We start from the raw sequence: 26,769 nt of genomic DNA, 5'->3' as shown, positions 1-26,769 counted from the left end.
GAGACGCCGATGCTTGCGGAAATCCCCCTCGACGGGTCCTTGGAAACGGTCCTCGCCGCCGGACCGGGCGCGGAAACCGCGCTCTATTGGCTCGGCCAAGCGGGCTTCGTCCTCGACATCGCCGGAACGCGCCTCGTCATCGACCCCTACCTTTCGGACGCCCTGTCCGACAGATATCCGGACATGCCGGAGCGCTATGCCCGGATGATGCCGGCGCCGGTCGCGGCCGGCGCGCTCGCCCATGTCGATGCCGTGCTCTGCACCCATGCCCATACCGACCATATGGACCCCGGCACGCTCCCCGCCCTCTTCGCCGCCAATCCCCGCGCCGTGCTCGTCGCGCCGCGCGCGATGCGGCAGGCAGCGCTCACCCGCTCGGGGCTTGCGGAGGGACACCTGCGGCTCGTCGAGGCCGGCGAGACGCTTGAACTTGCGCCCGGCATCGCCGTCACCGCGACGCGCGCCGCGCACGAGACGCTGGAGCGGGACGGGGACGGCAACCACCGCTTCCTCGGCTATGCCGTCCGCGGACCGGAGCTGACGGTCTGGCATTCCGGCGACACCGTGCCCTTCGACGGGCAGGCGGCGGAGGTGGCGGCGCTGCGCCCGGATGTCGCGCTGCTGCCGGTCAACGGCCGCCGGCCGGAGCTGTCGCAGAACGGCGTGCCGGGAAACCTGTTCCTCGACGAGGCGGTCGGCCTTGCCGGCGCGGTCGGCGCCGCCGTCATGGTCGCCCATCATTACGGCCTCTTCGCCTTCAACACGCTCGACCCGGAGACGATCGACGCGCGCGCGCGGGACGCGTCGCATCCGGCGCTGCTGCGCGCCCGCACCGGCGTCGCGCTGCGGCCGTCGCGCGACGCCTGACGCGCTTTCGGCGTGACACCGGGCGGCCGGACATGGCATGGACGAAAGGAGGATTGAGGCAAGGCCCGCGGAGGCAGGACCGAGATGGAACCCGAAACGCGCATGGAAAGAGGCGGCGGCCGCAACATCCTCGAAGTGATCCGCACGCTGCATCCGACCCTGCGCAAGTCGGACCGCAAGGTGGCGGACGTGGTGCTCGCCGATCCGCAGCGCATCCTCAACGCCACCGTCGGCGAGACGGCGCTGCTTGCGGGGGTCAGCCAGCCGACGGTGCTGCGCTTTGCCGGCGCCATCGGCTGCGGCGGCTTCCCCGACTTCAAGATCCGGCTTGCCCAGGCCGTGGCGCTCGGCACGCCCGCCACCCATTCGGTGCTGCTCGACACCGACACGCCGGAAATGGTCGCCGAGAAGATCTTCGACTATACGATGACGAGCCTCGACTGGGCCCGCTCGCGCCTCGACAAGCAGGCGCTCGGCAAGGCGATCGACGTCCTGACGGCGGCGCGCGCGATCGTCTTCTTCGGCTTCGGCGCCTCCGGCATCGTCGCGCGCGACGCACAGCAGAAGTTCCCGCTCTTCGGCGTGCCCTGCAGCGCCGAACTCGATTCGCACCAGCAGGTGATGGTCGCCGCGATGATGAGGCCGGGCGAGGTCGCCTTCGTCATCTCCAACACGGGCACGACGCGCTCGATCATCGAGATCGCCCGCATCGCCCGCGACAGCGGCGCCACCGTCATCTGCCTCACCGGCTCGGACACGCCGCTCGCGGCGGAGGGCGACGTGTCGCTCGTCGTCGAGACGCTCGACAACACCAACATGTACACGCCGACGATCTCGCGCATCGCCGCCCTCGTCGTCATCGACATCCTGTCGACGGGCGTCGCCCTGCGCCGTTCGCCGGAGGAGCAGGAGCGGGTGCGGCGGATGAAGAAGACGCTTTCCGACATGCGCCGGACGCAGCCGATCTGAGCCTGCCCGCCTCTTTTCGCCAGGCCCCTTGTCGCCAGGCCCCTTGTCGCGAGACCCCTTTTCGCCGGGCCCCTCGCTGCGCCTAGGTCATCCGCCGCCGGAAAGCCGCGCGCCGGTCAGCAGCCGGGCGAGCCAGTCGACGAAGACCCGCACCTTGTTGGAGAGGTGCCGGTTCGGCGGATAGACGATGTAGAGCGGGATCGGCTCGGTCGTCCAGTCGGCCAGCACCTCGACGAGGGCGCCGCGCTCCAGCGCCTCGGCCGCCATGAAGCGCGGCAGGGGCGCGACGCCGAGCCCGGCAAGTGCTGCGGCGAGATAGCTGCGGGCGTCGTTGACGGAGACGCGGTAGCGGCCGTTGACCTCGATGCGCTCCTCCTGCCGGGCGAAGACGAAGGGCATGATCCGGTTGGCGGGTGCGAGAAAGTAGTTGACGCAGTGGTGGCCGGTCTCCAGCTCCGAGGGATGCATCGGCACGCCGTGGCGCGCGGCATAGCCGGGGGCCGCGCAGGTCACCATGGCGATCTCGGCGATCCGGCGGGCGATCAGCGACTGGTCCGCCGGCTCGCCGCCCCTGACCGCGCAGTCGACATTCTCCGCCAGGTAGTCGACGGTGCGGTCGCCGACGCCGAGGTCGATGCGGATGTCGGGATAGCGCCCGTGGAAATCGTCGAGCGCCGGGATGATCAGCAGATCGGCGAAGGCGCCGGCCATCTCGACGCGAAGCCGGCCGCTCGGGCTGGCGCGGGCATGGGAGAGGCTCGTATCGAGTTCGTCGATCTCGGTGAGGATGCGCAGCGCCCGCTCGTAATAGAGCGCGCCGTCGGTCGTCACCACGACGCGCCGCGTCGTCCGGTTGAGAAGCTTGGTCGCCAGATGGGCCTCGAGATTCTGCACGAGATTGGTCAGCGTCGCCTTGGGCAGGCCGAGCGCGGCGGCGGCGCGGGTGAAGTTCCCCGTCTCCACCACGCGGAGAAAGGCGCGCATGGCTGATAGCTGGTCCATGATGCTCCATGTTGCATTGCGTCATTATTCGAGATTTCGAACAGTGATATCAGATTTGCGTGACTTATGCGATGGATATGAATTCCGATATCAATGATGAGGGACCTACAGTAATTCCGGCCTGCGCGCCTTGCAAGGTCCCGAGGGAAAGCGACGAGCGATGACGGTCGAGATCAGCGACATGACATTCGACAAGGTGGCGATCGGCCCCGTGTCCGTGCGTGTCTACAAGGGCGCCGACTTCATGAAGGGCGCGCCCGTGCTTCTCTATTTCCAGGGCGGCGCCTTCCTCGATGCCGGCCTCAGGCACTGCCCGCTTGCCGAATGCCTGGCCGGCACCGGCGCCATCGTCGTCGTGCCGGATTATCTCAGCCCGATGGGCGGGGTTTTCCCGAAGCCGCTGGAAGTGGGCTTCTCGCTCTTCTCCTATCTGGCGAAGAAGCGGGCCGGGCTCGGCGACCGGCGGTCGCAGCTCATCATCGGCGGCGAGGAATCGGGCGGCAACGTCGCCGCCGGCGTCGCGCTGAAGGCGCGCGACCACTATGCCGAGGAACTGGACGGACAGGTGCTGTTCTCGCCCCTGCTCGATCCCTTCATGGGCACCGCCTCCTTTCGCGGCGCCGAGGCGATCGGCATGCGCGGCCGCTGGTCGGACGGGTGGAGCCATTATCTGAGCGGCGGCGTCTGCCATCCCTATGCCGCGCCGTCGCTCTGCTCGCGGCTCGCCGGACTGGCGCCGGCGCTGCTCGTCTCCTCGCAGGACGATCCGCTGCGCGACGAAACGCTTGCCTATGCCGAAAGCCTGAAGGCGGCCGGCGTGGCCGTCCGCCCGCATCTTCTTCCCGAGGGCCTCGGCTGGCCGTCGATCCATCACGGGGCGCTCGCCGACACCGGCGCCTGGCAGGCGCCGGTCCAGGCGCAGTTTTCAAGCTTCCTGCAAGGGGCGGGCCACGACATGCAGACGACCTGACATCGCAGGACGAGACAAGACCGACACAGAGCGTGCCCGCCGGGCACCAAGGAGAACCACAATGCCGTTGAAAAGCACGCGCCGGGCCCTTGCGGGCGCCGGCCTGGGACTGGCTGCGTCCCTTTCCGCCGCAGCCCTCTTCGTCGACCTGCCGGTCGGCACCGCCGCCGCCGAGGCGAGCGCGCCGGCGGCAAGCCCCGCCATTCCCGTGACGGTCGCGGTGGTCGAGAGCCGCGACGTCGTCACCTGGCAGGAGTTTTCCGGCCGGCTGGAGGCGATCGAGCGGGTGCAGATCCGCTCGCGCGTCGCCGGCGCCATCCAGTCGGTGCATTTCCGCGAGGGCGCGCTGGTCAAGGCCGGCGATCTGCTCTTCACCATCGATCCCGAGCCCTACCAGGCCGCCGTCAACCAGGCGGAGGGCCAGTGCGCCTCGGCCGAGGCGCGGGTTCACCTGGCGACGACCGAACTCGAACGCGGCGTCCGGCTCGTCAAGACCAGCAGCATCTCGCAGAGCGACCTCGACCAGCGCCGCAACACGCTGGCGGAGGCCCGCGCGGCCCTCAAGACGGCGCAGGCCGCCCTCGACGCCGCCCAGATCGAGCTCAACCATACCCGTGTCCGTGCGCCGGTCGACGGCCGGGTCGGCCGGGTGGAAATCACCACGGGCAATCTCGTGGCGGCCGGCTCCGCCTCGCCGGCGCTGACGACGCTCGTCTCCGTCGATCCGATCTATGCCGGCTTCAGCGTCAGCGAGGAGACGGTGGCGGCAGCGCTCGCGGCCCTTCCGGCCTCGGACAGCGCCCTGCCGCCGATCGAGGAGATCCCCGTCGAGATCGGCACGCTCGCCGACAGCGGCACGCCGGTCCGCGGCCGGCTGCAGCTCATCGGCAACGAGGTGGATGCGGCGAGCGGCACGATCGCCGTGCGCGCCGTCATCGACAATCCGGGCGGGCGGCTGATCCCCGGCCAGTTCGTCAGGGTCAGGATGGGCGAGCCGCGCGCGGCGGCAAAGATCCTCGTCAGCGAGCGGGCGATCGGCACCGACCAGGACAAGAAATTCGTCTTCGTCGTCGAGGGCGACAACACGGTCGCCTATCGCCCGGTCGTCATCGGCAGCGGCAGTGGCGGCGAGCGCATCGTCGAAAGCGGCCTTGCCGCCGGCGACCGCATCGTCGTCAACGGCTTGCAGCGCATCCGCCCGGGCGCCGTCGTCGATCCGCAGATCGAGGACAAGGTCGCCTCGGCGAAATAGCCGGCAAAGGGGGAGCGGCCTGGCCGCTCCCCTTCGAAAATTCCATCCCGACAGGTCACCGGCGAGGCACGCGTCCCGCCGGAAGGCCCCGTTCGTCCCGTATTTGCATCAAGCGTTCCCGGCGAAACCGGGATGACCCGATGTGCTCTGTCTTTTGTTTTCACCGCATTGTCCGACGCCGAAGCGAACGCACTCCGGCTGGACATGCTCCAGCGAAAGGGTGTTGACATGAACATCTCCCGTTTCTTCGTCGATCGCCCGGTCTTTGCCGCCGTGCTGTCGATCCTCATCGTCGTCGCCGGCCTCATCGGCATGCGGGCGCTGCCGATCTCGGAATATCCCGAGGTCGTGCCGCCCTCGATTGTCGTGCGCGCCGTCTATCCGGGCGCCAACCCCGTCGTCATCTCCGAGACCGTCGCGACGCCGCTCGAAGAGCAGATCAACGGCGTCGAGGACATGCTCTACATGAACAGCCAGGCGACCTCGGACGGCGTGCTGACGCTGACGGTCACCTTCAAGCTCGGCACCGATCCCGACAAGGCGCAGCAGCTGGTGCAGAACCGCGTGTCGCAGGCCGAACCCCGCCTGCCGGCCGAGGTTCGCGCCCTCGGCGTCACCACGGTCAAGAGCTCGCCGGACTTCATCATGGTGGTCAACCTCGTCTCGACGACGGATCGCTACGACGTCACCTATCTGCGCAACTACGCGACGCTCAACATCAAGGACCGCCTCGCCCGCATCGAGGGCGCAGGCCAGGTCCAGGTCTTCGGCGCCGGCGACTATGCCATGCGCGTCTGGATCGATCCGCAGAAGGCGGCCGAGCACGGGCTTGCCGCGAGCGACATCTCCAATGCGATCCGCGCGCAGAACGTCCAGGCCGCCGCCGGCATCATCGGCGCCTCGCCGACGCCGTCCGGCGTCAACCTCCAGCTCAACGTCAACGCGCAAGGCAGGCTGCGCACGCCGGAGGAGTTCGGCGACATCATCGTCAAGACCGGCGCCGGCGGCGCGATCACCCGCCTGAAGGACGTCGCCCGCGTCGAGATGGGCGCGGCCGACTACACGCTGCGCTCGCTGCTCGACGGCCAGCCGGCCGTCGCCATCGCCGTCCTGCAGGCGCCGGGCTCGAACGCCATCGAGATCGCCGACACGGTGCGCGCCACCATGGACCAGCTCCAGCTCGCCATGCCGGATGGGGTGAAATACGAGATCGTCTACGACACGACGCAGTTCGTCCGCGCCTCCATCGAAAAGGTGGTCGACACGCTGCTCGAAGCCATCGCGCTGGTCGTGCTCGTGGTCATCCTGTTCCTGCAGACCTGGCGCGCCTCGATCATCCCGCTGCTCGCGGTCCCCGTCTCGATCATCGGCACCTTCGGCGTGATGTATGCCTTCGGCTTCTCGATCAACGCGCTGACGCTTTTTGGCCTGGTGCTGGCGATCGGCATCGTCGTCGACGACGCGATCGTCGTGGTGGAAAACGTCGAGCGCAACATCGAGAACGGCCTGACGCCGCGCGAGGCGACCTACCGCGCCATGCGCGAGGTCTCCGGCCCGATCATCGCCATCGCCCTCGTCCTCGTCGCCGTCTTCGTGCCGCTCGCCTTCATCAGCGGCTTGTCCGGCCAGTTCTACCGCCAGTTCGCGCTGACGATCGCCATCTCGACGGTGATCTCGGCGGTCAACTCGCTGACGCTCTCGCCGGCGCTCGCCGCCCTTTTGCTAAAGGACCATCACGCGCCAAAAGACTGGCTGACGCGGGGGATGGACGCGCTGTTCGGCTGGTTCTTCCGCGGCTTCAACCGCGCCTTCGGCGCCGCCTCGAACGGCTACGGGCGCGGCGTCGGAGGGCTTGTGTCGCGCAAGTCGCTGGTGATGGCCGTCTATCTGGCGCTGGTCGGCGCCACCTATGCCGTCTTCAACGCCGTGCCGGGCGGCTTCGTCCCGGCGCAGGACAAGCAGTATCTGATCGGCTTCGCCCAGCTTCCGGACGGCGCGACGCTCGACCGCACGGAAGAGGTGATCAAGCGGATGAGCGACATCGCGCTCGACCAGCCGGGGGTTGCCCATGCGATCGCCTTCCCCGGCCTGTCGATCAACGGTTTCACCATCGGCTCCAATTCCGGCATCGTCTTCGCCGTGCTCGACGATTTCGAGGCGCGCACGACGCCGGAGCTTTCCGGCGGCGCCATCGCCATGCAGCTGAACCAGAAGTTCGCCGGCATCCAGGACGCCTTCATCGCCATGTTCCCGCCGCCGCCTGTCAACGGGCTCGGCTCGACCGGCGGTTTCAAGCTGCAGATCGAGGACCGCGCCGGCCTCGGCTATGGCGCGCTCGACGAGGCGACCAAGGCCTTCCTCGGAAAGGCCTACCAGACGCCGGAACTCGCCGGCCTGTTCTCCTCGTTCCAGATCAACGTGCCGCAGCTCTATGCCGATCTCGACCGGGCCAAGGCCCAGCAGCTCGGCGTCAGCGTCACCGACGTGTTCGAGACGCTGCAGATTTATTTAGGATCGCTCTATGTCAACGATTTCAATGCCTTCGGCCGCACCTACAGCGTGCGTGTGCAGGCGGACTCCGCTTTCAGAGCCAAGCCGGAGGATATCGGCCAGCTGAAGGTCCGCGCGCAATCGGGGGAGATGATCCCGCTCGCCGCCCTGCTCAAGGTCGAGGGCACGACCGGGCCGGAGCGCACGACGCGCTACAACGGCTTCCTCGCCGCCGACATCAACGGCGCGCCGGCGCCGGGCTTCTCCTCCGGCCAGGCCCAGGCCGCGATCGAGCGGATCGCCGCCGAAACCCTGCCGCAGGGCATCGATTTCGAATGGACGGACCTGACCTACCAGCAGATCCTTGCCGGCAATTCCAGCATCGTCGTCTTCCCGCTGGCGCTGCTCCTCGTCTATCTGGTGCTCGCCGCGCAGTATGAAAGCCTGACGCTGCCGATCGCGATCATCCTGATCGTGCCGATGGGCGTGCTCGCGGCGTTGGCCGGCGTCTGGTACACGGGCGGCGACAACAACATCTTCACCCAGATCGGCCTCGTCGTGCTCGTCGGCCTGTCGGCGAAGAACGCGATCCTGATCGTCGAATTCGCCCGCGAGCTCGAATTCGAGGGCCGCACGCCTGTCCAGGCGGCGATCGAGGCGAGCCGGCTGAGGCTCCGCCCGATCCTGATGACGTCGATGGCTTTCATCATGGGCGTCGTGCCGCTGGTGCTGTCGACCGGGGCGGGGGCGGAGATGCGCGCCGCCATGGGCCTCGCCGTCTTCTCGGGCATGATCGGCGTCACTGTCTTCGGCATCTTCATGACGCCGGTCTTCTACGTGCTGCTGCGCCGCCTCGCCGGCAACCGCCCGCTGGTCCAGCACGGAAAGGCGGCGGGGCCGCACGCCACGCCCGAGGCTCTGTCGGCCGCCCATCCCTGAAGAAGCCTCCCCGGCGAGGACGGGCCGAAAACGGCCCGTCCTCGCGGCCACCACGGACCACCGGTCACCCAGGCGGGAGCCCGAAGGCTCCCGCCTTCGGCTCTTCCATCCTTTCCGTCAATCCCATCAAACCCATGGATGCAGGCGCGCCGGCGGCCCGCCCCCCCCTTGGGCATTCAGCCTGCCGAAAAGGGCACTCTGCCCGCGGAATACCTCGCGTCATAGAGGATGAATGTGCGGATAATGGCACGCTCACTTCTCAAAGAGCACGAGCAGGAAAGGGCGTATAACGTTTGATAAAGTTGCATTATCGTAGATCACATTTACTTGAGGGGGCAGTGGTACAGTACGTAGCAACGCTCGCGACGATCGCACGGTCTCAAGCGCAAGATGCGTCTTTTCACAACATTCCACGGGACGCAGGGTGTGGAAACCGCGCCCTCAGCCGGTCATGCCTTAGGCGATGAGGAAATCGAGGTGGTTGACGATGGCCTTGTTGGTAAGCCTACGGGAGTGCCGCCTTGTTCGGCTGATCGCGCCGGGCGGTTTCAGTCCAGGACATAGTAGGCTCCACCAAGTCTCGCAAAATGACGGAATAATAACCTTCTGAAACCGCCCAGCTCTTTTCAGATTGTGACGTTGCCCCTACTTTATCCAGCGTATGCGAGCCTCTGGGTTTGAGTTTTGCCTGTTTTGCGGGTTGAGCAACGGGGGCTGGCACGGAGCTTTTCGGGTTGCTGAGCGTCAGGCCCGGTTGCTGGGTGAAGGTCTGGGCGAACTCGGCAGGTGTCTGCCAGCCAAGGCGAGAGTGCGGGCTTTCGATGTTGTATGAGACCTGTGCGCGGGCCTGGGACAGGGACGGGAACGGCGTTTCGTTCAACAGATCATCACGCAGTCGGCCGTTCAAGCTCTCGATGAAGGTGTTCTGGGTCGACTTGGCCGTTAGAATGTGATGCCAGTCGATCTTGCGTTTATCGGAGAAGGTGAGGAGAGCGTTCGAGGTGAACTCGGTCCCGTTATCGCTGACCACTGCCGCCGGCTTGCCCCCGCGCCTCGAACAGCGTCGCCAGTTCCCGCGCCACCCTTGCGCCGGACAGGGAGGTGTCGGCGATCAGGGCGAGCATTCCCGCGTGCCGTCGTCCACCACTGTCATGACCCGGAAGCGACGGCCATTGGTCGGCTGGTCTGGAACAAAACCGAGCGATCAGCGTTGGTTCGGAGCCAAAGGCGGCGTCATCGGTGCGCGGCCCGCTTGCGCCCGCCGCGACGGCGGACGTGCAACCGTTCCTCGCGTTAAATGCGGAACAGGCTTTGTGGTTCACCTCATCCCCTTCGCGCCGCAGGAACACATGCAGTCTGCGTTAGCCAAACCGGCGGCGGACCCGTGCCCGTTCCTTCAGCCGCTCCCGCAGCACGGGGCCTTCATGCCGAACCACCTCGTAACGCATGGTCATCCGACAACAGCCGGTGACTCGGCGCGCCCGCCGCTCGCTCATCCCGTGGCCCGCGACCAGATTGCGTGACAGCTTGCCGCTTCGCGGCGGGCGTCACCATTTTTTCCAAGGAGGTTGTTCAGCGCTGCATTGTCCAGCAGCGCACCGGCGAATAGCCGCTTCAGGCGGGCGTTCTCGTCCTCGATCCCCTTCGGTCGCTTGGCCTCGCTGACATCCATGCCGCCATACTTGGCTTTCCACTTGTCGACGTAGCATTGCTGACACCGTACTCGCGACAGAGATCGGCGACGGAAACGCCAGCGTCGTGCTCTTTTAGCATGCCAATGATCTGGCCAGAGATGAACCTGCCTGCTTCATCTCTAGCCCTCTCAGTTGGGCCAGAGTCTATCTCAAACTGGATTAGCCGTAGGGGGCAACGTCAATTTGTGTAGAAGACCGTCTGCGCTTCGGCGACGGACGTCTCCTCGACCGGTCCAATCAGTGAGACGCCGGCATTATTGATCAGGACATCGATCCTCATCACGCACCTTAATCTTTCAACACAAGGGGTCGAATCATAAAGAAACGAAGCCGTTAAATTTTAATGGGCCTTAGCGCATCAAGCGATCAGCCATGCTTCCTCAAACGCCGCCGTATTCAGAAGTGTGATGACCATCTCCACCGTCGATAGATTGCTGTCCGTGTTGAAGCTGAGGACCGTGGATCCCTTGCTCGTATGCATTCGGACTTGACCGGCCGCGGTGAAGGCATTGGTACTGACGAACGCAAAGGCGTCGTCCGCAGCCGTCGACGTGACCGCGTCGATGGCTGTTACGTCGATACGGTCACCGTCGGCTCCGATGAAATCCGTGACGGCGTCTCCGGAGCCGGTGCTCTCCCGCGTGGCACGCCAGACAAAGATGTCGGCGCCGGCATTTCCGGTGAGGGTATCCTTGCCGAGACCCCCGATCAGCACGTTGTTGCCCGCATTTCCGGAAATCGCGTTATCGAGATGGTTTCCGGTTGCGTTGAGGGCAGCGGTTCCGAGGAGGATGAGGTTCTCGACGGCCGGGTCGAGGGTCCAGGAGACGCTGGCGCGCACCGTGTCGGTGCCGGCGCCGGGCGCCTCCACGATCACGTCGGCGACGTCGTCCACCGTATAGGTGTCATTGCCCAGGCCGCCCACCAGAATGTCGGACCCGCCACCGCCGTCCAGACTGTTGTTGCCGCTATTGCCCGTCAGCCGGTTGCCAAGGCCATTGCCCTGTCCGTCGACATGGGCGCTGCCTGTCAGTTCCAGGTTCTCGACATGGGTGCCGAGAATGTAGGAAATCCCGGCAATAACCGTGTCGATACCGCCATTGGTCGCCTCGACCACCACGTCGGCCGCGCTGTTGACGACATAGGTGTCATCGCCCGTGCCCCCCGTCATCCGGTCGTCGCCAAGGCCGCCATCGAGGATGTCGTTGCCGCTACCGCCGTCGAGAACATCGTTGCCCGAGAGACCGTAAAGCGTGTCGTCGCCGGTCAGCCCGCTCAGCGTGTTGGCGCCGTTGTTGCCGGTCAGCACATTGGCCAGTGCGTTGCCGGTGCCCGAGCGGGCGACATTGTCCGGCGAACTGCCCGTATAGAGCTGCAGGTTCTCCACGGTGCTGCCAAGCGTGTAGCGGGCAAGCGAGGTGACGATCGTGTCGGTGCCGCGGTTCCTGCCCTCCGACACCACGTCATCCACATGATCGACGACGTAGGTATCGTCACCGGCACCGCCCGCCATAACGTCCGCGCCGCCGCCGCCGTCGAGCCGGTTGTCGCCGGCATTGCCGGTCAGTGTGTTCGCCAGGCCGTTCCCGGTCCCGTTAATGTCGCTGCCGCCGGTCAGCACCAGACGTTCGACGTGATTGGCCAGCGTGTGGCTGATCGATGCCTCCACCGTGTCGATGCCGCCATTGGCCACCTCGACGACACGATCCGCGGAATGGTCGACGACATAGGTGTCGTCGCCGGCAAGGCCGGTCATCGTGTCGGCACCGCCGCGTCCGTCCAGCCGGTTGCCGGCGGCATTGCCGGTCAGGCTGTTGGCAAGATCGTTCCCATAGCCGTTGAGCGCCGCCGAGCCGAGCAGGACGAGGTTCTCAAGCTTCGTGCCGAGAACCAAGGCTATATGGCTCTTCACCGTATCGATGTCGCTCCCGGTCTCGACAATCCGGTCGCCGCTGCTGTCGACGATATAGGTATCGGCGCCGGTGCCGCCCTCCATCGTGTCGTTGCCGGCGCCTCCGTCGAGCGTGTCGTTGCCGCCAAGACCCTTCAGTACGTTGTTGCCGTCATTGCCGGTCAGGACATTGGCGCCGGCGTTTCCGGTTGCGTTGAGGGCAGCGGTTCCGAGGAGGATGAGGTTCTCGACGGCCGGGTCGAGGGTCCAGGAGACGCTGGCGCGCACCGTGTCGGTGCCGGCGCCGGGCGCCTCCACGATCACGTCGGCGACGTCGTCCACCGTATAGGTGTCATTGCCCAGGCCGCCCACCAGAATGTCGGACCCGCCACCGCCGTCCAGCCAGTCGGCTCCGGCACCCGCCTGCAGAACGTCCGAACCGGCACCCCCATCCAAAAGGTGCCGAACGTCCGTCGCAGGGTTGCTGACCGTCAGCCGGTCGTTCCCGTCCTCGCCGAACACTGCCTGACGGGTACCCGCGAGATAAGCCGTGTCGTCGCCGGATGTCAGGGCGAAGGCGCCGCCGGCATCCAGGATCTCGGATACCGGAAGGACGGTTCGCGCAACGCCGTTCGACAGCGTATCGATGACGATATTCAACCCGAAGGGTCGCAATGTCTCGATCACGAGATCGCGCCATGCCGTCGTGGTCGTGTCGATGCCGACATCATGGGAGATGCTGACGGCCATGGGCAGAGCGGCAGCCCAGTAGTCCGCAATGTCCAGTGTCGTCGCTTCGGCAGGGATGGCGGCGGCCAGGTCGGCAAGAATGGCTTCCGGCGTCACGATCGACGCGAGACGATCCAGGTCCGGCATGTATCCCGCAGTGTCAGCGACGATCGCACCGAGTGATCCCGCCAGCATCAGCCGGCCGAGCAGGCCGGTGACCAACGCGTTCCAGGCGCTTTGCAGATCATTGACGGCGGCAGGCAGCGGATTGGCATTGCCGCGCACCAAGAAATCCGTCCCGAGGAATGCTTCGATCGCCGCGAGTTTGCGCCCATCGAAATTCGGTCCCCGCGAGTCGGTTGCGACGTCGGTGACATCCGCCCAGCGATAAAGAATCTGCTCGACCGCAAGACGCGCGCCATCGAGTTGCAGCGGCGCACGGTTCACCAAATCCGAAACGAGCGACGCCAGAGCGCCATCGGCGAGCATGGCCGACCGCAGCGATTCGACATTGCCGTAGCCCTGGATATCCGGCAGCGCGTCGATCGTTGCATTGCCCGTCTCGCCCACGCCGGCATTGGTGACGACATTCGACACGTCGAACCAGGCATCCACCACGGTTCCCGTCCGGCCGTCGCTCCATTCGAAGGTCGACTGCTCATGGATGCGGTTGCCCTCGGCGGTAAAACTGACGGTCGTATAGCGCAGATCGATCGAACGGATGCCCGCTTCCGCGACGCTCTTCATCTCGCCGCCGTCGACCCTTCCATTGCTGTTCGCATCCCGCCAGATCTTCAGCTTGGCGTAGATCGCATCCTTGCTGTCGATGATCTTGTCCTTGTTGAGGTCGTATGTCGCCAATTCGGCAAAGCCGGAGCGCGAGAGGTCACCGATCAGTTCCTGAATCGAATCGACATTGCCGTTGTCGTTTTCATCGATGGCCAAGAGCGCATCGTCGGGGCCGACCCAGCCGGTCAGTTCCTTCAGCCCGTCGCCGTCCATGTCGAAATAAACGTTGGACGCCTCGCGTCCGATCAGTTCCACGCCATCACCGTCCATATCAAGGACGATCGGGTCAAGCAGACGACGAAGTTGCGCCTGAGTGGCATCGATGAACTCCCGACCCGTGTCGATGATCCACTTTCCAGTGTCCTTGTAAAATTGGTCGATCGCGCCGCTGACATCCTCGCCGAATGCATCCTTGATACCGTCGACAACGAATTTCTTGGCCTGGCCACCTGCCCATTTCGCCGCCGGCAGCAGAAGAGGTGACAGAGCCGCGAGGCGGGCAGCCGTCAGCGTCAGCCCGATCGTTGTGCCGATGGCGATGCTCGGCGGCGCCAGCAGGAAAAAGGCGCCGACCGCAGCCGCACCGAGGGCGGCGCCGAGGAGCGCGTCGGTTCCAAACTCGACCGCCGCCGCCGCCATCGCCTCGGGGGTTGTATTGAAGGGCGTGCTGTTGAATTCACCGTCGATCAGAGACTGGCCAGTCCAGCGAAGGGCTTCCTTCAAAAAATCCGCCTGCGGACCGCCACTCTTGCTCTTGTTCGACCAGTAGAGTAAAGATTCTCCCGCCAGCTCTCGTGCATCGACGGCCAAATTATTGGAGGCCGCAGAAAAGTCCTTGGCAAAATTCTCAAAATTGACATCAGGATAGTTGAAATAACGATAGTCAAACATGGCTTATACCTTTTTATAAGAAATTTTCTGAGAATGTTCTATTATTCTACGTCGCGTCTCTCTCGACATTCTAACGGTATCATATGCGAAATAAATGAAAAACGCCGCGGATGCAACGATCGAAGCGTAGAAAAATGCATACCGCACAAGAAATATCAATAAAATTGCGTATAAAAAAAGTATCAATATGAATTTCAATGTATATACAACAATATGCTGGAAAATGATCCACCTCATTATTTCGATCCAATCCAGGTTAGAGTGAAATTGGGAGAAGGTGGGGCAATTCGCGTGATGGGACCGGCAATCGAGCGGTGATCACGTGTGACGGGGACTGGCAGTTCTGTGCCTTCCGCCACGGTGCGATCCGTTTGGAATGTTAGTGCATGCTCGGTCTGCTGACCACCGCCTGTGTGGACGCTGGGCCGTCTTGGCGAGGGCACAGGCGGCGGCTTCAGGTGCCGGTGGCTTGTAGCCCAGCGACGAGGGGCCCGCACGGTGTTGTCGTGGCGTCGCCAGTGTTCGATGACGATCTCTGCCTCCTCGAGCATGTAGAAGATTTCACCGTCGAGCGGTTCGTCACGGAGCTTCGGAGTTGACCCTTCGCGACAGCCGTTTTCCCACGGACTGCCCGGCATGACGGAGGCGGTCCTGGCTCCCGCCGCCGCGATCCACTCCCCGTAGCGCCGTGGCGGTGACGTCGGGGCCGTTGTCGGAGCGAATGTATGTGGGCATCCCACCGCCGGGCGATGCGGTGCGGCGATGATCTCCCCGCCCCGTCATGCGCAGGAGGTGCTATGCGGCCTCTGTGCGGGATTGCGCCGAAAGCACGGCGTCCAGCGTGTCGGGACGGCCGAAATAGTAGCCCTGGAACAGGTTGCAGCCCGCGGTCGTCAGGATCTGGACCTGCGTCTGCGTCTCCACGCCTTCCGCCAGGATCGGAACGTCGAGGCTCTGGCCGAGGGCGACGATCGCGTGAACGAAGGCTTTGGCCTGCCGGTCGGTCATCAGGTCGGACACGAAGCTGCGGTCGAGCTTGATCTTGTCGAAGGGGAAGCTGCGCAGCATGTCGAGCGAGGAATAGCCGGTTCCGAAGTCATCGATGGCGACGGTGATGCCCATCGCCTTGATGTTCTGCAGAATGAGCTTCGCCCTCGCCTTGTCGCCGATGATCGCCGACTCCGTCACCTCCAGTTCCAGTCTTTCGGCCGGAAGCCCGGTGTCCGTAAGGATCGCCGCGACCTTGTCGACGAGCTGGACGTTCGCGAGCTGCAGCGGCGAGAGGTTGACCGCGACCCTGCCGAGCGCGGGATGATCCGCCGCCATCCGGCATGCCTTGCGCAGCACCCATTCGCCGAGCGCGGCGATCGCGCCGCACTGCTCGGCCACCGGAATGAAGACGCCCGGCGGGATCATGCCCTTTTCAGGGTGAGGCCACCGGATCAGGACTTCATATCCCCTGACCTCGTGGGTCGTCGCCGCGCACTGGACCTGGAAATGCAGGGTGAACTGCTCCTCCTCGATCGCCTTCCAGATGTCCTGGCCCAGGGCCCGTCTCGCACGCTCTGCCTCGTCCATCGACGGTTCATAGAAACAGACGGCCTCGCCCATGCTCTCCTTGGCGCGGTACATCGCCATGTCGGCATTGGTCAGAAGCCGCTCGCGGTCGATGCCGTCCGTGGGGTAGACGGCGATGCCGAGGCTTCCGCTCGGAAAAATCTCCGCGACGTCGAGGTCGATCTTCCGGGTCAGGCATGCCGTCAGCCGCGCGGCGAAGTCCAGCAGGTCCGTCTGGTTCGAGTAGGTCTTCAGCGCGGTGAATTCGTCCCCCCCGGCGCGCCCCACCAGTTCCCCCTCGACCAGCCCGGCCTGCATCCGGTCGGAGAGGGCGCACAGCACCTTGTCGCCGACCGCGTGGCCGAATGTATCGTTGATCTCCTTGAAACGATCGAGATCGATGCCGATCACCGCGACGTGCCTGCCGCGCGGGCCGGCCTGCTGGATCATGCGGTCGAGGGCGTCGGTCAGATGGCGGCGGTTCGGCAGTCCGGTCAGGGCGTCGTGACCGGCCATGTAGGCGACCTGCTGCTCGGAACGGACCCTTTCCGTGACGTCTTCGAGCGTTATCACGCGGGAGCCGTCCGCGACCGGCGCATGGAAGACGCGGAGCGTCCTCCCGTCGGAAAGCTCCACCACCATGTCCGCCGGCCGGCGGCTTTCGAGGAGCGTCCTGTAGAGGCGGTGCCGTTTCGCGCTGTCGGCCCCGGCACGGCTGCAGACCTCCCACAGCGTCTGTCCCCGAAGGTCCTCGTCCGGATCGAGGCCGAGGATCTCGGCCAGTCTCTGGTTGTGCAGCACCAGGCAGCCGCTCGGATCGTAGAGCGACAGGCCGTTCGCCATATGGGACATCGCCAGATCGAGGTCGTGCAGGGCGGCCTCGAGTTTCGACGCCGCGAGCATCTGCTTCGTACAGTCGCGCGTGATCACCGCGAAGCCGAGGAAGCGATCCTCGACGAAGAGCGTCTGTATGATGACATGGGCCCGGAACCTGGACCCGTCCTTCCGCACGCGCCACGCTTCCGTCTCGAACTTGCCGTCCGAGAGCGCCCGCGACAGGTCCTGGCCGGGCAGCCCGCGCTCGCGGTCCTCGGCGCTGTAGACCCGCTCGACATGCGTGCCGATGATCTCGAAGGGGCGGTAGCCCTTGGATCGTTCCGCTCCGGTGTTCCAGCTTTTGACCCGTCCCGAGGGATCGAGCGTATAGATGGCGTAATCCTCGATCCCGTCCACGACCAGACGGAGCGTCTCCTCGCCTTCCTTGCCCGAACGCTCGACGCTGACCGCATAGGCGGCCGCGAAGGCGCCGCTGAAGAGCAGGGCGAAGGCGATGCAGGCGACGACGACACTCATGAGTGCGGGGGAGATCTCCGCCGCGCCGGGAAGGTCTTCCCCGCCCGGCACGATCGAAATCGCGCCCATCGCGGTGAAATGCATCACCAGTATCGCCGATGCGAGGAGAACGGCGCAAGCCAGGGCGGACCGGAACGTTCCCTTCAGACGGCGCGCCAGGACGAAGGCGGGCACGGAGAGGCAGACGGCGAAACACACGGCGAGGAACACGAGCGAGGGTTCCCACGCGGTATCGTGGGCGGGGATGGAGAGGGCGGCCATGCCGATGAAGTGCATGACCGAGATGCCGAGGCCGAACAGCGTTCCCGAGACGATGTCGCCGTGCCATGGGCTCAGCGACAGCGAGCTTGCGACGGCGCCCGAGATCGCGACGATGGCCACGAACAGCGAGATGAATGTCGGAACCGCCTGGTAGGCCACGCCCAGGCCGGGATCATAGGCCAGCATGGCGACGAAATGCGTCGCCCAGATGCCGAAACCGCCCGCAACGCCGCTGGAGATCATCCAGACGACACGGGCCGTTCCCTCCGTGCGCCGGGACCGCTGGAGAAGCGTCAGCGAGACGAATGTCGAGACGAGGCAGAGCAGCAGGGCGACGGAGAGCTGCCACACGTTGTGCTCATAGGCAAGACAGGTCAGAATCCGATACATGCCATCCCTCGTCTGCCGGTGTCGTCGCCCGCGCATTCCGGGGGGGTACCAGTCCCGGAGAACGCCTTTCAGAGGAGACTTCAGCACCCGACGCGCGCGTCAAAGTCCGGATGTCCTGGCACCCGTCCTCCCGCCGGCCGCGACGGCCCGGCCGGAGATCCGCGTTTCCGTCTCGGCGGTCGAGGCGCGCGTCCGGCCGGCGGCGGCAGTCTTCGCTCCGGCGCCGATGTCGAACTGGCCGAGCAGGGCGAAGAGATCCGCGGCCTCCCGGGCCAGGCTGTGCGCCGCCGCGGTGGTCTCCTCCACCATCGCGGCATTCTGCTGCGTTCCCTGGTCGATGGTGTTGACCGCGACGTTGATCTCCTTAAGGCCGATCGACTGCTCGCGCGCGGCCTCGACGATTGCCTTGACGTTGTCGTTGACGAGGACCACCTGGTCGACGATCTGCCGCAGGGCCTGGCCGGTCGTGCCGACCAGACCGACGCCGCTCCTGACATGGTCGTTCGAGGCGTGGATCAGCGTCTTGATTTCCTTCGCGGCCTTGGCGGAGCGCTGCGCCAGCTCCCGGACCTCCTGCGCGACCACCGCGAAGCCCTTGCCGGCGTCGCCGGCGCGCGCGGCCTCGACGCCGGCGTTCAAGGCCAGCAGGTTGGTCTGGAATGCGATCTCGTCGATCACGCCGATGATGCTCGCGATCTCCCGCGCCGACTGCTCGATCTTGTCCATGGCATCGACGGCCTCACCCACCACGCCTCCCGACCTCTCGGCATGCTCCTTCGTCTTGCGGGCGAGCTGGCCCGCTTCCTGCGCGCGCTGGCTCGAATCGGCGATGTTGGTGGTGATCTCCTCCAGCGCGGCGGCGGTCTCCTCGACGGATGCGGCCTGCTGCTCCGTTCGCTTCGACAGGTCGTGGGACGCAGCCTGGACCTGCCGCGACGCGGCCGCGATCGCCTCGGCGTTCTGCAGGATGATCGCGATCGTGGACCGCAGCTTCGCGGACGACTCGTTGAAATCCGTCCGCAAGGCGTCGAGCGCCGGCAGGAAGGGGTGCGGTATCGTCCGCGAGAAGTCGCCGGCGGACATGGCCTGCAGAGCGACGGCCAGCTCCTCGACATTGCTGACCCGCTCCGACACGTCGGTGGCGAACTTGACCACCTTGAAGACCTTGCCGTTCATGTCGAAGATCGGATTGTAGGAGGCCTGGATGTGAACCCGCCTGCCGCCCTTGCCGAGGCGCGTGAATTCGCTGGAGACGAATTCCCCCGCCGCAAGCCGTGCCCAGAACTGCCGATAGTCCTCGCTTCCGGCATAGTCGGGCGTGCAGAACATCGCATGGTGCTGGCCGCGCACCTCCGCGAGGCTGTAGCCGAACGCGCGAAGGAAATTGTCGTTCGCCGCGAGGATCTCGCCGCCGAGGCTGAACTCGATGATCGCCTGCGCCCTCGAAATCGCCGCGATCTTCCCGGCATCCTCCGCGGCCTTCAGCCTGTGGCCGGTGATGTCCGTGGCGAGCTTGATCACCTTGTAGGGTTTTCCCCCTTTGAGGACGGGCGTGTAGGACGCCTCGATCCAGACCTCGCGGCCGCCCTTGGCGATACGCTTGTACTGGCGGCGGTCGCATTCTCCCCGGGAAAGCTTCTGCCAGAACGCCGTGTAGTCGGCAGCGTTCGCCTCGGCGGGATCGACGAGGATGCGATGATGCTTCCCGACGATCTCCTCGGGCTGATAGTCGAAGGTCCTGCAGAAATTCTCGTTTGCCGACAGGACGGTGCCGTCCATCCTGAACTCGATGATCGCCTGCGAGCCGTTGAGGGCCAGGAAGACGGACTTCAAGTCTGCGCTGCCAAATCCGATCATATCCCTCTCCTGAACATGTCCGCCCGCATTCGCCGGGACGCACGGCCGTGACGGCTGCCACAGGTCACGGATAGATGTGCGCGTTCGCAAATTTAGGTAAGGTTAAAGTTCGGCCACGATCTGTTTTACCTGCGTCAAAAGGATACGTCTGCAGGAAAACGACAATTCAGAGCGTCAAAAATACGCGCCAGGATTGTATTTCTACCATTCCCGCCGTGATGTCATTTTTTTACATCGATGCCGCCACCTTCGTGACAGTCTCGTTCGGTGTCGTTTCTGGTCCAGCGCGGGACAGCCGGCGCGGCAGGGCCTCCACGAAAGGCGTCGCTTGCATGACGGCGCGCCATGGCCGCAGGCCTCGATTTCCCGGGGTACTGCCGCCCCGGTCGGAGCCGGAGTCGCGCGCGACATATTTAAAATCGCGCCACCGCCCCTATGTGGCACGCCATCGCCTCCGCCCGATGGGAGAACCGACACCGGCATCCCGGCATCGTGGGAGGAGGGAACCCGAAGCACATTTGAAGAAAAACCTCGATTTTCGACCCATGAACCGCCGATGACGTCAGATTTTTTCAAGACAATCTCGTTCCTGTCCCCTGCCGTTGACGCGGTGGAGAATTTCATCTCGCAGTCTTACGCACCGGTCTCGGTGAAGCCGCTCGGATATTCTCCCATCTATGGGCTCGAGGGCGTCACATGCACGCTCGGAGACGTGTTCCTCGAATGGTCGACCACGATCGGCTCGATCGAGATCACCCCGGAAACGTCATTCGACGCCGTCCTCTTCAACTTCTTGAGAAGCGGCGGGAGCACATACACGTTTCCGCAAGGCGAGGTCGAGGTCGGCGGCGGACAGGTCATCGGCTATCGCCATGCGAGCACCATCAACATTCTCGACACCAGTCGCCACGACACGGTCGTCATTCCCGACGCTCTCCTGACGCGACGGCTCGCGCTGCTCCTCGATCGCCCGGTGACGAAGGCGCTGGAGTTCCATCGCGAGGCGCTCGACGACGCCATCGTCTCACCGCTCTCGACCTTCGCCGCGAGCATGCAGGCGCCGCTGTTCGGCGATCTGGCCCACATCCTCGTCGGACGGTCGGACAGCCTGACCGACGTGATCATCGACAGTTTCCTCCTGGGGTTCCCGAGCAACTTCAGCGCCAGCCTCGGCGGCGAGGTGCCGGCCGTGATGCCGAGGCAGGTCAAGCGCGCCATCGATTTCATCGAGGCCCATCCGAACCTGCGTTCGTCTCCCGAAACGCTGGCCGCGCTGAGTTCGGTCAGCGTGCGGTCGCTTCAATATTCCTTCACGCGGTTCACGGGCCAGACCATCGGCGGCTATCAGCTCGCGCTCCGGCTGCGGCTGGCCCATGACGATGTCGTGAACCGGCCGGACCTGTCGTTGAAACACATCGCCGAATATTGGGGGTTCGGGACGCAGAGCGTCTTCACGCAATCGTTCAAGAAGGCCTTCGGCGCCACCCCGTCCCAACTGAGGAAAGACAGAAAGATCCCCTGAAACCTACCGCTGCGCAGGGTCGCGGGAGATTGTTCTGTGACGCCATGTCGCGGCTCCCGCCCCGGTCTTTCCGCGCCGTCATTAACCCGGAACCTCGGTGAGCGGAGAGACGCCGCGCCGCGCGAGGCGCAAGAGAAGCCGGACACCGGACGCGCGTCAGACCTTCACGCTCCGGCGTTTTGGCGGAAACGACGCGGCGACGCCGCGGCCATCCTCTCCGCGCAAGCCGCGTCTGCGTCCCGGCGTCTCTGCCACGTCCCCGCCACGCGCCCGGACGTGAAGCATTAACGGGTGATTAACCACGTTTGTTTACACATGGACAAGAGTGTGGAGGGAGCCGATTGCGCAGCCGTTCGATCATTCTGGCCGCCCTCGGAGCGGTGCTCGTGTCGGTGTCGGGATGCGCATCGGGCAAGCGCGTGCACAGCGATGCGGCCTGCTTCGGCAGCGATCCCGCCTGCCTGGCGCAGCCTGCGGCGGTGGCAGAGGCGCGCGATCTCGCCTTGCCGCCGAGCGCGCTTGCCTATGCGGTCGAGACGGCGCCGGTGGTGAAGGCGGCCGAGGCGCGCATCGATGCGGCGGGCGCCGAGATCGGCAAGGCGAAGGCGATGTTCCTGCCGGCCGCCTCGCTCGATGCCGGATCGACGCTGAGGGCCAGCCGCCGCCACCCAGCCCTCGCCGACGCGCCCGACAATCCCTATTCCTATGCGCTGAACGTGCGCGTGCCGATCTACCAGGGCGGCCGGGCGCAGTCGGCGCTGAAGGTGGCGGAAGCCGCGCAACGCGTCGCCGTCGCCGGCGCCCGCGACGTGACGCTCGCCACGGCCTACGAGGCGGCGCTCGCCGTGGCCGAAGTCGAGGAGCATCGCAGGGCGCTGGAGATCCTGAAGCGGCACGAAGGCAGGCTGGCGACGCTTGCCGCCGATATCGCCTCCGAGCGGACGGCGGGGGCGGCGACCAGCGTCGACACCGGCGATGTCGCCCGCCAGCGCGCCGCCATCGCCGTCAACCGCCAGACGGTGGCGATGGCGATGGCACGCGCCGAGGAGGCACTGCTCCGCCTCGGGCTGACGCGCGGAAGCGTCGGCATCGAGACGCTGTCCGGCCTGTCGCGCCGCCTGCCGGCCGACGAGGCCGGGCTCCTCGCGCTGGCGCGGGCGAACAATCCGCGGCTCGGCGAGCGCGCGCGCCGCATCGAGGTGGCGCAGGCGCGCGTCGAGCAGGCGGCCGCCGCCTACAATCCGTCGCTGTCGCTCGATCTTTCCGCCGGCGGCAGCGGCCATGAGACGGGCTTTGAGCGGATGCACGAGGCGAGCGCGCGCGTCAGCCTGTCCGTGCCGCTTTATACCGGCGGCGCCCGCGAGGCCGAGATCCGTGGCCGCAAGGACGAACTGCTGGCCACCACGCTCGACCACGACGCGGCGCTTTCCGGCGTGCGCGCGGCGATCCTGTCGGCGAAACAACGCCTTGTCGAGGCGCGCGCCATGCTGTCGGCGGCCGAGACGGAACAGGCGGCGGCGACGCGCCTTCTCGACGGCGTCCGCCAGGAGAGAAGGCTCGGCGAACGCTCCGTCTTCGACGAGATCCGCACGATCGGCGATGTCGCTTCCGCCGATCTCAACCGCAACGCCGCCCGCGCCGGCGTGCTTTCCGCCGAAATCACGCTCGCCGCCGAAACCGGCCTGCTCGGCGACCGTCTCGGAATGTCCACCTGCGCGCAGGAGGGTGTCCGGCCGACGCGGGATCGCTTCGGCGTCGGACAATGCGGCAAAGACGAAAGGAAAGAGCACGTGCGGTGAACCTGTCGCCGCCGAACGTGTCGCAGCGGCCGAAGCGGTATCTCCGGTGAAGCGAGGCGCGCCTGCGGCGTCAGGCGAGGCACCGTCCGCCCTGCGACCCCGGCCGCGGATGTCCGACACGTTCCCAGCCGGCCCGATCCCCCGAGAAAACCCGCTTTGCCCGGCGGCGCCGCGCAAATCCCGCGCTCGGCGCGGCTCCCGGGCTCACTGCCGGAAGGCGCGCTCGAAGCTCTGGATGAACGGCTCGGCGATATAGGCGGCGAAGCTGCGTTCATGGGTGGAGAGATAGGCCTCGCTCGGCATGCCCGGCAGGATCGCCGGCAGTTTCGCCCGTTCCGGCTCCGGCACCGACAGGCGCACCGTGTAGTAGGGTTCCTGGTCCGGCTGGTCCTGCCGCGCATCGGCGCCGACGAAGACGACGGTCGCCGTCACCGCATCGTAGAGATGGCGGTTGAAGGCGGACAGGACGACGCGGGCCGGCTGGCCCGGATAGACGTCGTCGATATCGGACGGCTGCACTCTCGCCTCGATCACCAGCGGCTGGCGGCGGGCGACGATCTCGACCATCGGCGCGAAGGGCTCGACGGCGCTGCCGACCGTGTTGACATGCAGCTTGTTGACGACGCCGTCGACGGGCGCGCGCACCTCGATGCGGGCGACGGCATCGGCCTTGCCGGCCAGCGCCTCGATCGCCTCCAGGCTTTCCGAGCGGACCCGCGACAGCTCGTCGCCGACCTTCTGCAGGAAGGCCGAGCGCTCCGCCGCCATGCGGTTGCCGATTTCGGCGCGCTGATGGTCGAGGGCCGAGATCTGCGCCAGCGCCTTGTCGATGCCGCCCTTCAGCCCGTCGTCCTGCCGCTCCAGCTCGCGCAGCACGCTTTCGCGACCAAGCCCTCGGGCGACCGCCGCGCGACGCAGCCGGATGTCCTCGCCGAGGCTCCTGCGCTGGCTTTCGAGTGCCGCCCGGTCGCTGTCAAGACCGCGCGCCTGTTCCTCGAGCGCGCGCCGCTGCGCGAAAAGCACCGCGAGCGCATCGGCAAGCTGGCGGCGGCGCGAGGCGAATTCGTTCTGCTGGTCGGCGAGGAGCGCCGCGAAGCGCGCGGGCGGCACCGTGCGCGCCGCCTCTGGCAGGTCGCCGCGCGCGATGGAGAACGCCTCCTCCCCCGCCTGTTCGGCGGCGAGCCGCGCCTGCTTGACGGTGAGGCTGGCGACGCGGCTGCGCATCTCCTCGGCCGCCGCCCGGTCCTCGGCGCGCGACAGCGTCGCCAGCACGTCGCCCGCCGCAACCTCCATGCCTTCGCGCGCATCGAGCCTCGCGAGCACGCCGCCGCGCTCGTGGCGCACGACCTGGACGTTCCCGTCGGTCACCACCCGGCCGGGGGCGATGACGGCGCCGGCGAGCGGCACGCCGAAGGCCCAGGCGGAAAAGCCGCCGAGGAACAGCGCGGTGGCGAGCCCGCCGGTCAGGAGCGCGCCGCGGACCGAGGTCAGGCGGGCGATGGTGCGGTCGTCGGTCGGCATCGGGGGTCTCCGGGAAACGGGCGGCTCAGCCGTTGGACAGGGCGGTGGCGATCGGGTGGACCTGGGCCCGGCGGCCCTGCGCCCCCGGCATCGGCATCGGCATCGGCATCGGCGTCAGCCGGCCGCCCTCCATCAGCCAGGCGCTGTCGGCGATCGCCAGCAGGTTGGTGCGGTGCGTCACCACGACGATCGCCCGGCCGCGGGCGCGCTCGGCGGCGAGCGTCTTCAGCAGCGCCTCCTCGCCGAAACTGTCGAGATGGGCGTTCGGCTCGTCGAGGACCAGCACGACGGGGTGGCCGTAGAGCGCCCGCGCCAGCGCCAGCCGCTGGACCTGGCCGCCGGAAAGCCGCACCCCGCCGGGGCCGATGCGGGTGTTGTAGCCGTTCGGCAGCGTGGCGATGAAACCATGGGCCTCGGCGCGCCGGGCGGCGTCGACGACCGCCTCGTCGCCGGCCTCCCTGTCGAAGCGGGCGATGTTGTCCGCCACTGTTCCCTCGAACAGCACCGTCTGCTGCGCCATGTAGCCGGTGGCGCGTCCGCGCGTCCGCGCCGGCCAGTCGGAGAGACGGAAGCCATCGAGCCGCACCTCGCCCGAGGTCGGCGACGCGGCGCCGGCAAGGAGCCGGATCAGGCTCGACTTGCCGGAGCCCGAGGCGCCGACGATGACGGCAAGCTCGCCCGGCCGGACCGCCAGCGTCACGTCGTCGACGAGGACGGGGGCATCCGGCGTCGCGCCGAGCTGAAGGCGCAGATGCCGGGCGGAAAGGTGGCCGGCAGGCGCCGGCAGTTCGACGCGGCCGCGCGCCGCGTCCGCCGCGTCCGCCAGCGCCAGCGCGGCCCCGACATCGCCCTGCGCCCGGCGCGCCTCCGCGATCGCCTTCCATGCGCCGACGACCTGCTCGATCGGCAGAAGCGCCCGCGACGAGACGATCGACGCGGCGAAGATCAGGCTCGCCGCCATGTCGCCATGGATGACGAGGAAGGCGCCCAGTCCGAGCGCGGCCGTCTGCAGCGCCTGGCGGACGAAGCGGGTGAGGCCGAAGAAACGGGCATTGACGGCTCCGGCCCGTTCGCCGGCCAAGGCCGCGTCCAGCGCCTGGCCGCGCCAGCGGCGCGCCATCGCCTCGCCCATGCCCATGGCGCGGACGTCCTCCTGGGCGGAGAGCACGTCCTGGGCGCTGCGGCCGGCGGCGGCCTGCAGGCGTGCCTGCTCCGCGCCCGGCCGGGCGGAGAGCCTCTCGTTCAGCACGGTGACGAGGACGAGCACGACCATGCCCGCGGCCGTCAGCCAGCCGAGCAGCGGGTGGGCGAGGAACATCAGGCCGAGGAAGAGCGGCACGAAGGGCAGATCGAAGAGGTTGACGAAGGCGCCGGAGCCGAGAAAGCGCCGGACCGTCATCGCCTTCGCCGCCGCCCCCGGATCGATCGCTGCGGCGCTGTCATCGGCGGCGGTGATCAGGCGCGGCAGCACGGCCAGTTCGTAGCGCGCGGCGAGCCTGCGGGCGATCGTCTGGCGCAGCGTCTCGATCAGGCCGAACAGCATCAGCGCCGCAATCGCCATCAGGCTCAGATAGGCGAGCGTCTCGATGCTGCGCGTCGGCAGGATGCGGTCGTAGACCTGGGTCATGTAGACCGGCATGACCAGCATCAGGAGATTGGTGACGACGGTGAAACCCGCCAGAACCAGCATCGGTCCGCCCAGCGCTGCCCCTGCCATCCGATCCGCTCCCCCTGCCGCCGGCGCCTGCCGGATCCCGCCCTTGCCGGAGCCTCCGGCGAAGGCGGGATCGTTTCGGCTGATCCCGCCTTCCCCGGACATGCTCCCCGCCTCTCTGCCTCGACACCGCGTCCGGATGCCGAATCCGGTCCGGACCCGGCCGGAGAGGCCCTGTTTTTTGCCACACTGCCCGATGCCGAGGCGATCCCGCTTCGGCTCGGCATGGCCGAAAGCGTGTCGCGATCTTCGAGAGTCGCCCGTACGCTTCAGGTCTTTGTTTTTACGCGTGTCTTTTCGCAAGACCGCTGC

At 66.5% G+C, this 26,769-nt stretch carries 13 protein-coding genes and 3 pseudogenes; 7 read left to right on the top strand and 9 right to left on the bottom strand.

What is annotated here, in order from left to right:
• Nucleotides 1-9 precede the first annotated feature (9 nt).
• Nucleotides 10-867, top strand: a complete 858-nt coding sequence (locus ACEVQ6_RS15235; RefSeq protein ID WP_374889873.1) for an MBL fold metallo-hydrolase — start codon at nucleotides 10-12, stop codon at nucleotides 865-867.
• Between the two features lie 84 nt (nucleotides 868-951).
• Nucleotides 952-1,836: an SIS domain-containing protein gene (locus tag ACEVQ6_RS15230; protein WP_374889872.1), complete on the top strand. Its 885-nt coding sequence runs from the start codon at nucleotides 952-954 to the stop codon at nucleotides 1,834-1,836.
• Between the two features lie 87 nt (nucleotides 1,837-1,923).
• Here ACEVQ6_RS15230 and ACEVQ6_RS15225 read toward each other — a convergent pair whose 3' ends face one another.
• Complete coding sequence (locus ACEVQ6_RS15225; protein WP_374889871.1) at nucleotides 1,924-2,838, bottom strand: LysR family transcriptional regulator; 915 nt, start codon at nucleotides 2,836-2,838, stop codon at nucleotides 1,924-1,926.
• Nucleotides 2,839-2,998: 160 nt separating this feature from the next.
• Between ACEVQ6_RS15225 and ACEVQ6_RS15220 the strand changes: the two genes are divergently transcribed.
• The 3 genes from ACEVQ6_RS15220 (at nucleotide 2,999) to ACEVQ6_RS15210 (ending at nucleotide 8,489) form a co-directional block, all read left to right on the top strand.
• Nucleotides 2,999-3,808 carry an alpha/beta hydrolase fold domain-containing protein gene (locus tag ACEVQ6_RS15220; RefSeq protein ID WP_374889870.1) on the top strand — a complete coding sequence of 270 codons (810 nt, stop codon included), beginning with the start codon at nucleotides 2,999-3,001 and terminating at the stop codon, nucleotides 3,806-3,808.
• A 61-nt stretch (nucleotides 3,809-3,869) separates the two neighbouring features.
• Nucleotides 3,870-5,060 (top strand): efflux RND transporter periplasmic adaptor subunit, encoded by a 1,191-nt coding sequence (locus tag ACEVQ6_RS15215; protein WP_374889869.1) that lies wholly within the window; start codon nucleotides 3,870-3,872, stop codon nucleotides 5,058-5,060.
• A 228-nt stretch (nucleotides 5,061-5,288) separates the two neighbouring features.
• A complete protein-coding gene (locus ACEVQ6_RS15210) occupies nucleotides 5,289-8,489 on the top strand; it encodes an efflux RND transporter permease subunit (protein ID WP_374889868.1) in 3,201 nt (1,066 codons plus the stop codon).
• A gap of 703 nt (nucleotides 8,490-9,192) precedes the next feature.
• On the opposite strand, the pseudogene ACEVQ6_RS15205 reads toward ACEVQ6_RS15210, so the two are convergent.
• From ACEVQ6_RS15205 to ACEVQ6_RS15180, 6 genes and pseudogenes are all read right to left on the bottom strand, one after another.
• Nucleotides 9,193-10,262: pseudogene (locus tag ACEVQ6_RS15205) on the bottom strand (IS3 family transposase); the annotation flags it as partial.
• Between the two features lie 102 nt (nucleotides 10,263-10,364).
• A pseudogene (locus ACEVQ6_RS15200) lies at nucleotides 10,365-10,460 on the bottom strand (oxidoreductase); the annotation flags it as partial.
• 81 nt (nucleotides 10,461-10,541) lie between these two features.
• Nucleotides 10,542-14,483, bottom strand: a complete 3,942-nt coding sequence (locus ACEVQ6_RS15195) for a calcium-binding protein (protein ID WP_374889867.1) — start codon at nucleotides 14,481-14,483, stop codon at nucleotides 10,542-10,544.
• Between the two features lie 318 nt (nucleotides 14,484-14,801).
• A pseudogene (locus ACEVQ6_RS15190) lies at nucleotides 14,802-15,221 on the bottom strand (integrase core domain-containing protein); the annotation flags it as partial.
• A 57-nt stretch (nucleotides 15,222-15,278) separates the two neighbouring features.
• Entirely contained in the window at nucleotides 15,279-18,044 is a 2,766-nt protein-coding gene (locus ACEVQ6_RS15185) for a bifunctional diguanylate cyclase/phosphodiesterase (protein ID WP_374889866.1), read from the bottom strand.
• 99 nt (nucleotides 18,045-18,143) lie between these two features.
• The gene (locus tag ACEVQ6_RS15180) at nucleotides 18,144-19,901 is read right to left on the bottom strand and encodes a methyl-accepting chemotaxis protein (protein ID WP_374889865.1); all 1,758 of its coding nucleotides are present in this window, start codon (nucleotides 19,899-19,901) and stop codon (nucleotides 18,144-18,146) included.
• Between the two features lie 328 nt (nucleotides 19,902-20,229).
• On the opposite strand from ACEVQ6_RS15180, the gene ACEVQ6_RS15175 reads away from it, so the two are divergent.
• Nucleotides 20,230-21,423, top strand: coding sequence for a helix-turn-helix domain-containing protein (locus ACEVQ6_RS15175; protein WP_374889864.1), 1,194 nt, complete (start codon nucleotides 20,230-20,232; stop codon nucleotides 21,421-21,423).
• Between the two features lie 341 nt (nucleotides 21,424-21,764).
• Nucleotides 21,765-23,222, top strand: a complete 1,458-nt coding sequence (locus ACEVQ6_RS15170; protein WP_374889863.1) for a TolC family protein — start codon at nucleotides 21,765-21,767, stop codon at nucleotides 23,220-23,222.
• Nucleotides 23,223-23,426: 204 nt separating this feature from the next.
• Here ACEVQ6_RS15170 and ACEVQ6_RS15165 read toward each other — a convergent pair whose 3' ends face one another.
• Both ACEVQ6_RS15165 and ACEVQ6_RS15160 read right to left on the bottom strand, forming a co-directional pair.
• Nucleotides 23,427-24,743, bottom strand: coding sequence for an HlyD family type I secretion periplasmic adaptor subunit (locus ACEVQ6_RS15165; protein WP_374889862.1), 1,317 nt, complete (start codon nucleotides 24,741-24,743; stop codon nucleotides 23,427-23,429).
• A gap of 25 nt (nucleotides 24,744-24,768) precedes the next feature.
• The gene (locus ACEVQ6_RS15160; RefSeq protein ID WP_374889861.1) at nucleotides 24,769-26,460 is read right to left on the bottom strand and encodes a type I secretion system permease/ATPase; all 1,692 of its coding nucleotides are present in this window, start codon (nucleotides 26,458-26,460) and stop codon (nucleotides 24,769-24,771) included.
• Nucleotides 26,461-26,769: the final 309 nt, after the last annotated feature.

Source organism: Ensifer soli (assembly GCF_041928815.1).
Classification (GTDB): Bacteria; Pseudomonadota; Alphaproteobacteria; order Rhizobiales; family Rhizobiaceae; genus JBHFEI01.
This window is presented reverse-complemented; position numbering and strand designations above follow the sequence as displayed.

Excerpts from the sequence above, each read along its gene's own strand:
- ACEVQ6_RS15180 (WP_374889865.1), bottom strand. The coding sequence starts at position 19,901 with ATGATCGGATTTGGCAGCGCAGACTTGAAGTCCGTCTTCCTGGCCCTC.
- ACEVQ6_RS15195 (WP_374889867.1), bottom strand. The coding sequence starts at position 14,483 with ATGTTTGACTATCGTTATTTCAACTATCCTGATGTCAATTTTGAGAAT.
- ACEVQ6_RS15220 (WP_374889870.1), top strand. The coding sequence starts at position 2,999 with ATGACGGTCGAGATCAGCGACATGACATTCGACAAGGTGGCGATCGGC.
- ACEVQ6_RS15160 (WP_374889861.1), bottom strand. The coding sequence starts at position 26,460 with ATGGCAGGGGCAGCGCTGGGCGGACCGATGCTGGTTCTGGCGGGTTTC.
- ACEVQ6_RS15225 (WP_374889871.1), bottom strand. The coding sequence starts at position 2,838 with ATGGACCAGCTATCAGCCATGCGCGCCTTTCTCCGCGTGGTGGAGACG.
- ACEVQ6_RS15230 (WP_374889872.1), top strand. The coding sequence starts at position 952 with ATGGAACCCGAAACGCGCATGGAAAGAGGCGGCGGCCGCAACATCCTC.
- ACEVQ6_RS15210 (WP_374889868.1), top strand. The coding sequence starts at position 5,289 with ATGAACATCTCCCGTTTCTTCGTCGATCGCCCGGTCTTTGCCGCCGTG.
- ACEVQ6_RS15185 (WP_374889866.1), bottom strand. The coding sequence starts at position 18,044 with ATGTATCGGATTCTGACCTGTCTTGCCTATGAGCACAACGTGTGGCAG.
- ACEVQ6_RS15235 (WP_374889873.1), top strand. The coding sequence starts at position 10 with ATGCTTGCGGAAATCCCCCTCGACGGGTCCTTGGAAACGGTCCTCGCC.
- ACEVQ6_RS15165 (WP_374889862.1), bottom strand. The coding sequence starts at position 24,743 with ATGCCGACCGACGACCGCACCATCGCCCGCCTGACCTCGGTCCGCGGC.
- ACEVQ6_RS15215 (WP_374889869.1), top strand. The coding sequence starts at position 3,870 with ATGCCGTTGAAAAGCACGCGCCGGGCCCTTGCGGGCGCCGGCCTGGGA.